This window comes from uncultured Microbulbifer sp., assembly GCF_913055755.1.
Taxonomy (GTDB): domain Bacteria; phylum Pseudomonadota; class Gammaproteobacteria; order Pseudomonadales; family Cellvibrionaceae; genus Microbulbifer.
On the sequence record NZ_CAJXKH010000005.1, the window covers coordinates 68,948 to 82,117 of the forward strand.

Genomic DNA, 13,170 nt, shown 5'->3' on the forward strand with positions numbered 1-13,170 from the left:
ACGGTTAAATCACACCGTCTTTCCTCAGCGATTCAATCTCTTCGGCACCCAGCGCCAGCATTGTCCCGAGCACCGCATCCGTGTGCTCCCCCAGTATGGGCGGCGCCTGCTCGTATGCCAGTTCTGAGGCAGAAAAGCCCAGCGGGTTGCGCACGGTTTTTACCGTGCCCGCAGTGGGGTGCGCCTGCTCCACCACCATGCCCCGCGCCTGTACCTGTGAGTCGGCAAACACCTGCTCCAGGTTGTTGATTGGACCGCAGGGCACATGGGCGTCGCTCAGCTGTTGCAGCCACCAGGCCGCGGGCTTCTGCCGGGTGGTGCGCTCGATTACCGGAACCAGCTGATCCCGCGCCTGTACCCGGGCAGCGTTGGAGGCATAGGCAGGGTCTTCGGCGATACCGTCCAGGCCGGCGATGGCGCAAAATTTTTTGAACTGGGCATCGTTCCCCACTGCCAGCATAAAGTAGCCGTCACTGGCGGGGACCGCCTGATAGGGAACGATGTTCGGGTGCGCGGTTCCCTGGCGCTCGGGGCTTTTTCCGGACGTGAGGTAATTCTGTGCCTGATTGGCCAGCCAGGCCACCTGGGTGTCCAGCAGCGCAAGGTCGATCTGCTGCCCCTCCCCGGTACGATCCCGGTGAATCACCGCTGCCAGCACCCCGGATACCGCATACATACCGGTCATCAGGTCTGCCACCGCAACCCCGACCTTTTGCGGACCAGCCCCCGGCTGCCCCTCCGGCACCCCGGTGAGGCTCATCAGCCCCCCCATCCCCTGGATCATCGCATCGTAGCCGGCGCGGTTTGCATAGGGCCCGGTCTGGCCAAAGCCGGTGATGGAGCAGTAGATGATTGCGGGATTGACGGCCCTGATGGATTCGTAGTCCAAGCCGTATTTTTTCAGCCCCCCCACCTTGTAGTTTTCCAGCAGGATATCGCACTCTTTCACGAGTTTTTTGATCAGTTCCTGCCCGGCGGGCTTGGTGATATCCACGGTAATGGATTGTTTGCCGCGATTGGCGCTCAGGTAATAGGCGGCTTCCGGCGTATCATTGCCCGCGGCATCTTTCAGGTAGGGAGGGCCCCAGTGACGGGTATCGTCGCCCTTTTGCGGGCGCTCCACCTTGATCACCTGCGCGCCGAAATCGGCGAGTACCTGGCCGGCCCAGGGGCCCGCCAGAATGCGACTGAGATCGAGAACTTTGAGATGGGTTAAGGGACCGGCCATAAATCCTGCCTGACGTTGCTGCCTGTAAAAACTGCCGCAGCGTATCAGAATTCAGACTTGTTGGTCTAAACGCTGAGGGGACGTACACTGCGAAAACACTGATCCCACAATAATCAAAAAAGGACAGAGAGGATGACCGACAATACGAAATCAGCAATTTCCACCAATGCGGGAAATGCAGCGCCCAAATTCCGCTCCTTCGCAGAGTTTTACCCGTTTTACCTGGGGGAACACAGCAACCTTACCTGTCGCCGGTTGCACTTTGTGGGCACGGCACTGGTTATTGCCCTGTTGATCACCGCACTGCTCACCCGCAACTGGCCGCTATTGTGGGCGCTACCGGTGGCGGGCTATGGCTTTGCCTGGGTCGGGCACTTTTTCTTTGAGCACAATCGTCCGGCCACTTTCAAAAACCCCTTCTACTCCCTGTGGGGCGACTTTGTGATGTTCAAGGATGTATTGCTGGGCAGGATCCAGCGCTGATCACTTGTCCCGCTCGGCGTGCCCCAGGCCGTATTTGCGCAGCTTGTTGGCAATGGCGGTGTGGGACAGGCCGAGTTTTTTTGCCAGGGCGCGCGTAGAGGGGTTGCCGCGCACCAGCTCCTGCAACAGCCCCCGCTCCATTTTTTCCATCATCTGACGGTAGTTCAGGCCCCTGCCCCACGCGGTCCACGGCAGGTTCTCCTCACCGCACTGCAGTGGCAGGTCCTCGGCATCAACCACCGAGGCTTTGCGGGCCCGAGCATGGGCGGAGGCCCCCGCCAGCTGGCCGGCAAGCCCGGCAAAATTCGTCGGCCAATCCTGCAGCTTTAATATTTCCAGCGCGTCTTCGGTAACCGGGAGCAACTCTCCCGATTCTTCCCGCATCGCACCGACAAAGCGGGAGATGGCGGGACGCAGGGAGCGCAAGGCAGGCAGCGTCACCAGCTGTGTGCTGAGGAGTTGCCGCAAGCCCGGCTGCAGGTTATCCGGACCGGTGGCCGTGACGATGAGTCGTTGTGGCAGGGCCCCGCGGTGCCATGCCGCTACCAGGGCGCGCTGGGAATCCTCGCACAACAGATGCAGGTCATCGATCACCAGCACGCCGCCTCCCTGCACTGCCAGCACTTCCAGGGACCACGGTTCAGGGGATCCACCCTGCCACCAGAACACTTCCCCGGCATCCGCGAGCGGTGACAGATAGAACGCCGCGGCCGCAAATGTGGAGCGGCCGCTGCCCCGCTCCCCCAGGATCAACAGAGGATCGGACAGCGGCGCCAGTTGTTGCAGCCGCAGACACGCCTCGCGGCGTTCATCGAAATCCCACAGCACCCTGGGGGCCGGCAATACCGCGCCGGCGCGGGTTGGCGGAGCCGGGACCAGATTGAGTACGGCACCGGCCAGGGAGTCCGCCGCACCCGGGCTGTCCGACAGCGCCATCGGCGACCAGTCGAGACGGTATTCCCGCCCGCGAATGGCCACGGGCAGGCCGAAGCGCGGCACGGTAAACCCGCGCAACAGCTCTGCCAGTTGCAGGCGCGGCAAAAACCGCTGTAACTGCATGCCCGCCACCTGATCGAGGCTGACTCCGAATGCCCGCGCTGCCGCGCGATTGGCGGCAATGATGCGACCCTCCCGGTCCACCGAGAGCACGGGGTCGGAGATATGCGCAAGCAGCGTATCCAGCTCAAAGTGGCGCCGCTCCGAGGGAATCATGTCGATCCGGCGGACCTTTTCCACCCCCGGCACCCGGTACAGGGAGCGCTCGATACTCTGAAACTGGGCGACCAGCATGTCCGGCGCCGCCAGATAGACCTTGTCCCCACTGTCTCCCCCCAGCTCGCCGGAGGTCACGTTGACCCGATATTCCCCGAAAATAGCCATTATTTCCTGGAGGATACCGACTCTATTGCGGCAGGTAATCTCAATTCGCATACACTTTCTGTAAACAATTATTTACAGAAAGTGTAGCCAGCATCGCCCCCAACACTCAACTACCGCCAACTTACCCCTGCCATCTGCGCCCGATGCTGTCTAAGAATAGAGGGCAGATAACAACAACAAACCGGTCCGCCGGCACCGCACAATTGCGATTGCCGCGACCAGGAAAGAGGTAAAGCATGCAGAAAGGCGGCAAAAAACCCAGCAAGTACGTGGCCCGCGAGCCCGATGCCAGCGGTTTTATCGAATACTCTGAACTGGAACACCAGACCTGGCAGCGCCTGATCGAGCGCCAGCTGGAGGTGGTGCCCGGCCGCGCCTGTGACGAATACCTGCACGGGCTGGAACTGCTCGACCTGCCCCGCAATCGCATCCCGCAGCTGGCAGAAATCAGCGAGGTATTGCGCCGCGAAACCGGCTGGGAAGTCGCCCGGGTGCCCGCACTGATCGGCTTTGAGACCTTTTTCCGCCTGCTGTCCGAGCGCAAGTTCCCGGTGGCCACTTTTATCCGCACCCCGGAGGAGTTCGACTACCTGCAGGAACCGGATATTTTCCATGAGATCTTCGGCCACTGCGCCATGCTCACCAACCCCGCGTTCGCCAACTTTACCCAGAAGTACGGTGAACTGGGGCTCAGCGCCTCACCGAAAGAGCGCGCCTACCTCGCGCGCCTGTACTGGTTTACCGTGGAGTTTGGCCTGCTGAACACCGGGGACGGCCTGCGCATCTACGGCGGCGGTATTCTGTCCTCGCCAAAAGAAACCCTCTACGCCCTCAGCGACGCGCCCCAGCGCGCGGAGTTTGATGTGGTCAACGCCCTGCGCACCCCCTACCGGATCGATATCGTGCAGCCCATTTACTATGTGCTGAACGACCTGGAAGCGCTGCAGCAACTGACCGAAATCGACCTGATGGCACGGGTGCGCGAGGCGATGGCGGCCGGGCTGTTCGAACCGCTGTTCCCGCCCAAGGAAGCTGCCTGAGCGGGGAATCCCCGCGCAGCCAGCTATCTGCTCAACCAGCTATCCGCGCAGGCGGCCACATCCCTTAGCGCCGCCCAGAAATAGTTTTCTACATCTCCCCTGTTGTCCGCCGGGCCCTGCCCGGCTTTTTTGACACACAAGTTGGCGAGGGAAAATTCCACTACTGGAATTCCGTATCGGAGACTATCGTTATCTCCATGAGAAGGCAGGCAGCCAAAGGGTTCTTCCCGCCCGACCGAAAGTCGGATCTGGCCGCACCGCCAAAAACCGCAGGGGTATTTTGTTGCCATTGACGGCACTTACGGCATTACTCAAGGATACGATCCCCCGCCATTTTGGGAGATTTGTAGAACTATGTCCTCACTCGACGCAATTGATCGACAACTTCTTGCCATATTGCAGTCAGATGTTAGCCTCTCCATCGAAGAGCTGGCCGAGCGAGTGGGCCTTACCAAGACCCCCTGCTGGCGCCGGATTCAGAAATTGGAGAAGAGCGGCATCATTCGCCGCAAGGTGGCTCTGCTGGATGCGGACGTGCTCGGCCTGCCGGTTTCGGTTTTTGCCCAGGTGAAAACCAACCAGCACAGTGCGGAGTGGGCGGACTCCTTTGCCGCCGCCATGGCCGATTTACCGGAAGTGGTGGATTGTTACCGCATGGCCGGCGACTACGACTACATCCTGCGGGTTGTGGTCAGCGATGTCGCGGCGTACGACCAGTTTTACAAAAAACTGATCGCCCACTCCGGCATTTCCGATGTCGCCTCCAATTTCGCCATGGAGCAGATCAAAAGCACCACAGAACTGCCCATTCCGTCGGGGGAGTGAACCCGCCAGCTCAATTACTGACACCGGCCGCCCGCGGGTGACCCTCGCGGGCGGCAATTCCAGTATTTGAGGAAATCATGCCTGTACAATCGCATCAGAATGGCGCCCCCATAACACCCCAAACCGCGGGTTCTTCCCGCCGCGAGACAGAAGCGCTACTCGCGCGTATCCGCGATAGCGTCATCGGCGAGCGCATGGCATTTGCCACGCCATTCGGCCAGCGCCCGCTGGTCTACGCGGACTACACCGCTTCCGGTCGCGGTCTCACTTTTATCGAAGACGCCATTCGCAACCAGGTATTGCCCTGGTACGCCAACACCCATACAGAAACCTCTGCAACCGGCCGCCAGACCACCGCGTTCCGCGAACAGGCGCGCGCCGCCATCCGCCGCTCGGTAAATGCCGGTGACGAACACGCGGTAATCTTCTGTGGCGCCGGTGCGACTGCGGCGATCAACCGCCTGCTGGAAAGCCTCGGCCTGCGCAAAGACTGCTACGAGCGCTTCGGGGTATCCGCGGCGGACATTCCCGAGCGACAGCGCCCGGTGGTATTTATCGGCCCGTTCGAACACCACTCCAACGACCTGCCCTGGCGCGAGTCCATCGCCGAAGTCGTCACCATTCCGCAGAAGGAAAACGGCGGTGTGGATCTGGAGGCACTGGAACAGGCACTGGTCCGCTATCGCGAACGCCCGCTCCGTATCGGCAGCTTTTCCGCTGCGTCCAATGTCACCGGCATCCGCACCGACGTCGATGCGGTGACCCGCCTGCTGCACAGGTACGATGCGCTTTCGTTCTGGGACTACGCCGCGGCGGCACCCTATGTCGCCATCGACGCCCAGGGCTCTGAACCCGCCGCCAGCAAGGATGCGATTTTCATTTCTCCGCACAAATTCGTCGGCGGCCCCGGCACTCCGGGTCTGCTGATCGTGCGCAGGTCCCTGCTGCCACAAAACCAGCCCGCGGTGCCCGGTGGCGGCACTGTGTCCTGGGTGGGCCCCGACCGGCACACTTACCTTCCCGCCGGCGAGCGCCGCGAGGAAGCGGGCACACCGGCGATTGTGGAATCGGTGCGCGCAGGGATGGTATTTGCTCTGAAAGATTCCGTGGGCGCAGACAATATCGAAGCCCGGGAAGACGCCTGGCTTAAACGCGCGTTTGCGCGGTGGGCAGACAACCCCAACATCGACATTCTCGGCGGTGTGGAGCCGCAGCGGGTAAGCATCGTATCGCTGCATATCCTGCGCGAAGGCAAGCCACTGCATTACGGTTATGTGGTGGCCCTGCTGAACGACCTGTTTGGCATCCAGGTGCGCGGCGGCTGTTCCTGCGCCGGCCCCTACGGACACAAGCTGCTGCATCTGACCGACGCCCAGAGCAGCGCTCTGGAGCAGCTGGTGAGCGCCGGTGAGAGCATTCTCAAACCCGGCTGGGTGCGCTTGAACTTCAACTATTTCCTGGATGAAGAAACCGTCGACTACCTGATCGGTGCCATCGAGCTGGTGGCGGAATTCGGTTACCGCATGCTGCCGTTTTACCAGTATGACCCGGAACACGGCGTATGGCGTTTCCAGGGCCAGCCCGGGGAGCCGGTGTTGCCACTGTCTTTCACTGCGCAAGAGTCCGGTGCGCCGGAAACGCTCACAGGATCACTGGCAGATTATCTGGCCGAAGCAAGGGCCCTGCTGGAAAATCCACCGGGGGAACGGTGCGCACAGCCGATCCTGTCGCCGGAGGGCGAAAACCTGCGCTGGTTCAATCTGTAGCACCATCGCGGCTCTGCGTATCCGTGCGGGGGTGGCAAACAGCGGGGTTCTGGGCCGATAATGGCCACTGGAAGACCGCTGTTTTCCCGGCCAACCTCTCTGCAACCAAGGATGCGCAGTGCACGAAGCTTCTCTGTTCCAGTCGTTTTTCCTGATTTTCAGCGGTGCCGCCATCGTGGCGTCTCTTGCGCTCTGGGGGCGCCAGCCCCTGCTGGTGGCCTATATCGCGCTGGGCGTCCTGCTCGGCCCGTCCGGCTTCGCCGTCATTGACAACGTTGAACTGATGGCGGAGATGTCGAATATCGGCATCATCTTCCTGCTGTTTCTGCTCGGGCTCGATATGCAGCCCAGGGCCCTTATCTCGGTGATGCGCAAGGCCACCTTTGTGGGGCTGATCAGCTGCGGCCTGTTCCTGGGTCTGGGTTACGCCATCGGTTACCTGTTCGGATTCACGTCCACCGAGTGCTGGGTGATCGGTATGGCGATGATGTTTTCGAGCACCATCATCGGCATCAAACTTCTGCCCACCACGGTGCTGCACCACAAGCACCTGGGTGAAATGATGGTGGGCCTGCTGTTGTTCCAGGATTTCGTGGCAATTACCTGTCTGATGATCCTGCTGAGTGGCAGCACCGGCAGCGTGGATTTTGCCAAACTCGGCATTTCCTTTGCCGCGCTGCCGTTCCTGATTGCGGTGGCCTGGGGTGCGGTTAAATACCTGCTGCAGCCACTGCTGGCAAAGTTCGACCGCTTTCACGAATATGTGTTCTTGCTGGCACTGGGCTGGTGTATGGGACTGGCGGAGCTGGCGGAAACCATGGGTCTGTCCCGGGAAATCGGTGCGTTTATCGCCGGCATCACCCTGGCAACCAGTCCCATTTCCCAGTACATCGCGATCAGCCTGAAACCCTTGCGGGACTTTTTCCTGATCCTGTTCTTCTTCAGTCTGGGTGCCCAGTTCCACCTGGATATGGTGCCGCAGATCGCGCTGCCGGCGATGGTCGCCGCGGTGGCGGTACTGGCCATCAAACCGGTGGTCTTCCGCTTTCTGTTGGGGCAACAGAGCGAACGCAAGATTCTCGCCTGGGATATCGGTTTCCGCCTGGGCCAGATCAGCGAGTTTTCGCTGTTGATCGCCTACCTGGCCATGAGCCAGCAACTGATCGGCAGCGCCGCTTCCCACCTGATCCAGGCCACCGCCATTCTCACCTTCCTGGTGTCGTCGTACATCGTGGTACTGAACTTCCCCAACCCGATTGCGATCAAGGATCATTTGCGGCGGGATTGACGCCCAGGTAGAGGTCCGCCTCACCATTGGTGGCGGCGAGTCTCTGGGTGGGCCATTTCGGAACCGCCCCAGTACTTTTGCGCCACCGGGCGGACTTCGTGGCACCAACTTTAGGCTGGGACCTTCCCACGTGATTTTTTCTTGAACATCCCAAACAACTCCGGGATATCCCGCGAAAACATCAGGTAAAGACAGGGCACCAATAAAAGCGAAATAGTGGTCGCGGCGAGAATGCCGTAGCCCAGGGATACCGCCATCGGGATCATGAATTTTGCCTGCACCGACGTTTCGAAAATCATCGGCATCAGGCCACAGAAAGTGGTTACCGTGGTCAGGATAATCGGCCGGAAACGGCGTGCGGCCGCACGCTTGATCGCATCGGTAATGGGCATGCCTTCCAGACGCAAGCGGTTCGCGTATTCGATCATTACCAGGGTATCGTTGATCACCACCCCCGCGAGCGCAACCATGCCCAGCAGGCTCACCATACTGAGGCCATAGCCCATCAACAAATGGCCGAGCAACGCACCGATCACGCCGAACGGAATCGCCACCATCACCGTCAACGGCTGGATGTAACTTTTCAGCGGTATCGCCAGCAGGATATACAGCGCCGCCATCGTCAAAGAGAAGGTCAGCCCCAGTGACGACAGACCTTCCCGCTCCTCCGCCTGGCGGCCCTCGTAGGAAATGGACAGGCCCGGATACTGCGCCCGCAACTGCGGAATCACACTCTGGTTCAGCTCGTTGATTACCAGCGCAGCCTGATCCGCGGGCTCCACATTCGCCGTCACCGTCATCACCCGCCGCCCTTCCCGGCGGTTGATGGTGGCATAGGCGCGCCCCTGGTCCACTTTGACCAAGTCCGGCAGCGGCAACCAGAGGCCATTGCCGGCGCGGATCATGATGTTGTTCACATCGTCCAGGGTCACCCGCTCCTCTTCCGGCAGACGCACCATCACCTTGACCTGATCCCGTCCGCGCTGCTGGCGCATGGCTTCGGCACCGTACAGGGAAGCGCGCAACTGACGGCCGATGTCCTCCGCACTGAGCCCCAGGCTTTTTGCGGTATCGGTCAGGGTCAGGTCGAGCTGGCGCTTGCCCAGGGACACCCCGGCGTCGATATCACCAACCGCCGGGAAATCTTCCAGTGCGGTGGCCAGTTGCTTCGCGGCGTCTTCCAGCAGGTCGGTATCCGTATGGCGCAGCTCTACCGTCAGTGCCGGGCCGGCACCGGGCCCACCGCGGTCGCTGGCAAAACTGGAGCTGAGGGAACCGGGTATCGGCCCCACTTGCCGGCGCCAGCGGCCAACGAATTCCCCGGTGGAAATCTCGCGCTGGTCCCCAGGAGTCAGGTAGACGTCCACCTGCACCTGGTCGTTGCGAATCAGGCCGCGCATGCCCATAAAAATCCCTTCGCGCCCGGTTTCTTCCAGGATCTTGTCTGCGGCGCCCATGATCTGTTTGCGCGCGCGGTCCAGTTGCGCCTCGGCGGTGCCCGGCGGAAAGGTAACCTGTACGCGGCCGGAATCCCGTTCGACCCGCGGCATCAGGGTGAAGCCCATGCGGCCACTGGCGGCGTAGCCGGTCATGATGATGAGCACACCGAGCGCTATGGAAATGGTGATGTAGCGGTGGCGCACGCACAGGTCGAGGAAAGGCCGGAAACGCCTTTCCACAAAGCGATCCAGGCTGCGCGCGATCATTTTCTGGCGCGCGGCAAAACGCCGCGCTTTCGGGCTTTTGTAGCCGCGCTTCGAATAGGCCAGGTGCGCCGGAAGGATAAACAGCGCCTCCACCCAGGAAATCAGAAATACCGCGCCCACCACAAAGGGAATCACGCCGAAAATCTTGCCCATAAATCCGGGCAATTCCATCAGCGGAATAAAGGCCACGATATTGGTGAGGATCGCAAAACTGAGCGGCACCGCCACCTGCCTGGCGCCGGCCACTGCGGCCTCGAAATTGCTGTAGCCCTGCTGGCGCCACTCGTGGATGTTTTCACCGGCGATGATCGCATCGTCCACCACGATACCCAGCGCAATGATGAACGCGAACATACTCACCATATTGATGGAAATATCCATCGCCGGCAGGAACAGCAGCGCCCCCAGGAAACTGGTGGGAATACCCAGGGTTACCCAGAAGGCAAGGCGCAACTCGAGAAATGCACCGAGGACCACGAATACCAGCAACAGGCCGAGGAAGCCGTTTTTCAACAGCAGCGCCAGGCGCTCCTTGAATATTTCCGAATCATCGTCGCGCACGCTGACGTGAATACCCGGCGGCAGCGACTGGCGCACTTCCGCAAGCACCTCGTGTGTGGCGTCGCTGACGCTCATGGGGGTCTGGTCGCCGATGCGAAATACATCAATGCCTGCTGCGGGCTCACCGTTGTAAACCATATTGCGGGGCTCATCCACCAAGGCGTCGCGGATGCTGGCGATATCCTTGAGGCGCACGGTGCCGCCGCCGGGACTCTGGACTACCGCGATATCCCCAAACTGCCGCGCCCAGTCCCGGCGTTCGGTGACCCGCACCAGAATTTCCCCGGCACTGGATTTCACGCCCCCCGCAGGCACGTCCACCGCCGCGTTGCGCACCAGTTGTGCAACCGCCGGCAGTGACAGGTTGTAGCGGCGCAGGTCATCCCGGCGCACTTCGATCGCCACCTCGTAATCCCTTATACCGTAGGCTTCCAGCTGGGTAATGTCCGGGTGGGCTTCCAGCTTGTCGTGTACCTGCATAACGAATGCGCGCAGGGTGCGGTCGTCCACTTCGCCGTGCACCACCAGGTCGAGCACATCGCGCTTGCGCTCGGCGAGGCTGACCCGGGGGCGCTCGATATCCGAGGGGAATGTGGTAACCCGGTCTATGGCCGCCTGTACATTTTGGTAGACCTGGTTCGCGTCCGCGTCCTCTTCCAGCTCCAGGGTCAGACTCGCGTTGCCCTCACCGGCACTGCCGCGCAGTTCCTTGATACCTTCCAGCCCCTGCACCGCCTGTTCCGCGGCGACCAGGACACCCCGCTCCACTTCTTCCGGGCTGGCGCCGGGATAGGAAATGCTGACGGAGACCATATCCAGGCTGAATTCGGGAAAGACTTCCTTCTTGATGCTCGCGGCAAACACCAGGCCGCCGATAATGCAGATCAGCATCAACAGGTTGGCGGTCACATGGTTGTGGGTCATCCATGCGATGGCACCGTGACGGGTATCTACCAGTGGGCGTTTGCGGCCGCCACCGCGGTTTTCCAGGCTGCTCATCCGCGCTCACCCTGTGTTTTCGGTACGTCCTTATCGCCCCGGGCAGGCTGGCCATTTTCCGGACGCGGGCGCTTTGGCTTCGCGCCGGCGTCGGCCGTGGTACGTACGGGCATCCCCTCGGTGACACTGGTAAGGCGGGTCACGATCAGTGACTCACCACCCTGCAGGCCACTGGCAAGCACCGCGTGGACATCGGTCAAGTGCGCAATTTTTACCGGCTGGATATGAATCCTGCCGTCTTTGACAATCCATACGACATCGCCATCCTGCAGGGCAGTCATCGGGATGCGCACCTGCTGGCCATCCGCGCGACCGGTAATTTCCACGCGCGCGAGATCATTCAGCAATAGTTTCGGCTGAGCGGTATTGGTCATTCCCAGGGGATCATCCAGCTCCACCAGTACCCGGGCGAGACGCCCCTGCTCTTCCAACACCGGAATCACCCGCACGAAGCGACCGCTGCGGTACTGGTTGTGCGGCCACTGGCTGCCGCGAATGCGCACTTCCGCACCCGGTGAGTCCAGCAGGGACAGCTGTCCCGCAGGCACTTCCACTTCAACCTGAAAACGGTCCGCGCCCGCCAGGGTATAGAGCGAGGTGCCCGGAGCCACCCGGTCCCCGATATCGACCGCGCGCTCGACAATCAGCGCGTTGAAGGGGGCGGAGAGTTTCGTCAGGCGCAGATCCCGCTGCGCCAGGTTGACCTGGGCCTCTGCCGAATCCGCGCGCGCCCGCGCAGCCGCCAGTTGCGGTTCCCGCAGTACCAGTGCGCGGTCGGCCTCCGGCAGCGTGCTGCCCAGCAGTGCGAACTCCTCTTTCGCAACCTGCCGCTGGCCCTGCTCCTGCTGCAGCTCCGCGCGGCGCTCGGCGAGAGTGCTGCGGGCAGTCTGCAGCGCCAACTGGTAAGGTTCCTGTTCGATACGCAGCAGCGGCTGCCCTTTCTCCACCGTAGCGCCCACGCTCAGGTCATAATCGAGCCATTCAACCCGGCCGTCCACCTGCGGCTGCAAATCCACAAGCTCGCGGGCAGTAACTTTGCCCAGGGCCTTTACCGTCAGTGGAAAGCGGCCGAACTCCGCGGCTTCCACTTCGACCAGTACCGGCGGTGTCGCGCGCTCTCCCCGACCCATGGTGGGTTTTTCCCGCAACAGCCAGCTGGACGCCGCTACTGCCAGCACGATAAAGACAACTGGTACCACGATATTCCAGTTGAGTTTGTTGAACATCAGGCGTCCTCCGACCGGTAAACTTCCAGATCCATCGCGGGCGGCGCGGGCAGGTCATGGGACTCAAGACCACCTGAAAGCGCGCGATAAAGCGTTACCCGGTTTTCCAGTAATTCGCGGCGCGCAGTCAGCAGCTGCCGCTCGAGTGATTGTTGGTTATTGGTTGCCGATAGCACGTTGAGAAAGTCCACCGCACCGAGCCCGTAGGCACGGCGCTGACGCGCGGTGATCTGGCTCGCCAGTACCGCCCGCTTCTGCAAGTGGCCGATACGGGTGGCGATGGCGTTTTCGTTGATCAGCGCCTGCTCCACCTCCGAAAGCGCCTGCACGACGGTATTTCTGAAGGCTACCCAGCGTTCCTGCTCCACCGCCTCCTGCTGGCGCCTGGCCGCGGAAAGTCCGCCGCCGTCGAAAATCACCCCATCCAGCGAGGCGGTGAGATTCATCAACCAGTCCTCTGCAATATCCGCAAGCGCTGCGCCACCACCGCTGTAAAACAGGTTGAGAGAAAGGCTTGGCAAGCGCTCGGCCCAGGCCTGATCGGCCAGGTAATGTCCCTGCAGCAATTCGCGCTGCGCGCGCTTCACATCCGGGCGGCGCAGCAGCAACTGCGCGGGGATGCCGGTATCCGGCATTGCCGGTAACGCAGGCAGGTGGCCATAGTCCCC

10 protein-coding genes are annotated in these 13,170 nt (G+C 61.5%); 5 read left to right on the top strand and 5 right to left on the bottom strand.

Annotation, left to right across the window (positions count from 1 at the left end; all coding sequences use genetic code 11):
- Positions 1 to 4: 4 nt before the first annotated feature.
- Positions 5 to 1,228 (bottom strand): CaiB/BaiF CoA-transferase family protein, encoded by a 1,224-nt coding sequence (locus QZ511_RS02320; protein WP_295798348.1) that lies wholly within the window; start codon positions 1,226 to 1,228, stop codon positions 5 to 7.
- Positions 1,229 to 1,360: 132 nt separating this feature from the next.
- Between QZ511_RS02320 and QZ511_RS02325 the strand changes: the two genes are divergently transcribed.
- Positions 1,361 to 1,711, top strand: coding sequence for a DUF962 domain-containing protein (locus tag QZ511_RS02325; protein ID WP_295798351.1), 351 nt, complete (start codon positions 1,361 to 1,363; stop codon positions 1,709 to 1,711).
- Here QZ511_RS02325 and QZ511_RS02330 read toward each other — a convergent pair whose 3' ends face one another.
- Entirely contained in the window at positions 1,712 to 3,091 is a 1,380-nt protein-coding gene (locus QZ511_RS02330) for a TyrR/PhhR family helix-turn-helix DNA-binding protein (protein ID WP_295798353.1), read from the bottom strand.
- A gap of 236 nt (positions 3,092 to 3,327) precedes the next feature.
- Here QZ511_RS02330 and phhA point away from each other — a divergent pair, with 236 nt between their 5' ends.
- From phhA to QZ511_RS02350, 4 genes are all read left to right on the top strand, one after another.
- Positions 3,328 to 4,131 carry a phenylalanine 4-monooxygenase gene (phhA, locus tag QZ511_RS02335; RefSeq protein WP_295798355.1) on the top strand — a complete coding sequence of 268 codons (804 nt, stop codon included), beginning with the start codon at positions 3,328 to 3,330 and terminating at the stop codon, positions 4,129 to 4,131.
- A 354-nt stretch (positions 4,132 to 4,485) separates the two neighbouring features.
- Positions 4,486 to 4,956 carry an Lrp/AsnC family transcriptional regulator gene (locus QZ511_RS02340; protein WP_295798358.1) on the top strand — a complete coding sequence of 157 codons (471 nt, stop codon included), beginning with the start codon at positions 4,486 to 4,488 and terminating at the stop codon, positions 4,954 to 4,956.
- Between the two features lie 77 nt (positions 4,957 to 5,033).
- Positions 5,034 to 6,722, top strand: a complete 1,689-nt coding sequence (locus QZ511_RS02345) for an aminotransferase class V-fold PLP-dependent enzyme (protein WP_295798359.1) — start codon at positions 5,034 to 5,036, stop codon at positions 6,720 to 6,722.
- Positions 6,723 to 6,840: 118 nt separating this feature from the next.
- A complete protein-coding gene (locus tag QZ511_RS02350; RefSeq protein ID WP_295798363.1) occupies positions 6,841 to 8,010 on the top strand; it encodes a cation:proton antiporter in 1,170 nt (389 codons plus the stop codon).
- A gap of 110 nt (positions 8,011 to 8,120) precedes the next feature.
- On the opposite strand, the gene QZ511_RS02355 is transcribed toward QZ511_RS02350, so the two are convergent.
- The 3 genes from QZ511_RS02355 to QZ511_RS02365 form a co-directional block, all read right to left on the bottom strand.
- Positions 8,121 to 11,276 (bottom strand): efflux RND transporter permease subunit, encoded by a 3,156-nt coding sequence (locus QZ511_RS02355; RefSeq protein WP_295798364.1) that lies wholly within the window; start codon positions 11,274 to 11,276, stop codon positions 8,121 to 8,123.
- Positions 11,273 to 12,502 (bottom strand): efflux RND transporter periplasmic adaptor subunit, encoded by a 1,230-nt coding sequence (locus QZ511_RS02360; RefSeq protein ID WP_295798367.1) that lies wholly within the window; start codon positions 12,500 to 12,502, stop codon positions 11,273 to 11,275. The genes QZ511_RS02355 and QZ511_RS02360 overlap by 4 nt, the downstream gene beginning before the upstream one ends.
- Positions 12,502 to 13,170 (bottom strand): TolC family protein (locus tag QZ511_RS02365; RefSeq protein ID WP_295798373.1); only part of this gene is annotated, 669 nt, incomplete at its 5' end. The genes QZ511_RS02360 and QZ511_RS02365, both read right to left, overlap by 1 nt.

What these genes read in the sequence shown, in the direction of transcription:
- QZ511_RS02355 (WP_295798364.1), bottom strand. Translation starts at nt 11,276, where the DNA reads ATGAGCAGCCTGGAAAACCGCGGTGGCGGCCGCAAACGCCCACTGGTA.
- phhA (WP_295798355.1), top strand. Translation starts at nt 3,328, where the DNA reads ATGCAGAAAGGCGGCAAAAAACCCAGCAAGTACGTGGCCCGCGAGCCC.
- QZ511_RS02360 (WP_295798367.1), bottom strand. Translation starts at nt 12,502, where the DNA reads ATGTTCAACAAACTCAACTGGAATATCGTGGTACCAGTTGTCTTTATC.
- QZ511_RS02330 (WP_295798353.1), bottom strand. Translation starts at nt 3,091, where the DNA reads ATGGCTATTTTCGGGGAATATCGGGTCAACGTGACCTCCGGCGAGCTG.
- QZ511_RS02320 (WP_295798348.1), bottom strand. Translation starts at nt 1,228, where the DNA reads ATGGCCGGTCCCTTAACCCATCTCAAAGTTCTCGATCTCAGTCGCATT.
- QZ511_RS02340 (WP_295798358.1), top strand. Translation starts at nt 4,486, where the DNA reads ATGTCCTCACTCGACGCAATTGATCGACAACTTCTTGCCATATTGCAG.
- QZ511_RS02325 (WP_295798351.1), top strand. Translation starts at nt 1,361, where the DNA reads ATGACCGACAATACGAAATCAGCAATTTCCACCAATGCGGGAAATGCA.
- QZ511_RS02345 (WP_295798359.1), top strand. Translation starts at nt 5,034, where the DNA reads ATGCCTGTACAATCGCATCAGAATGGCGCCCCCATAACACCCCAAACC.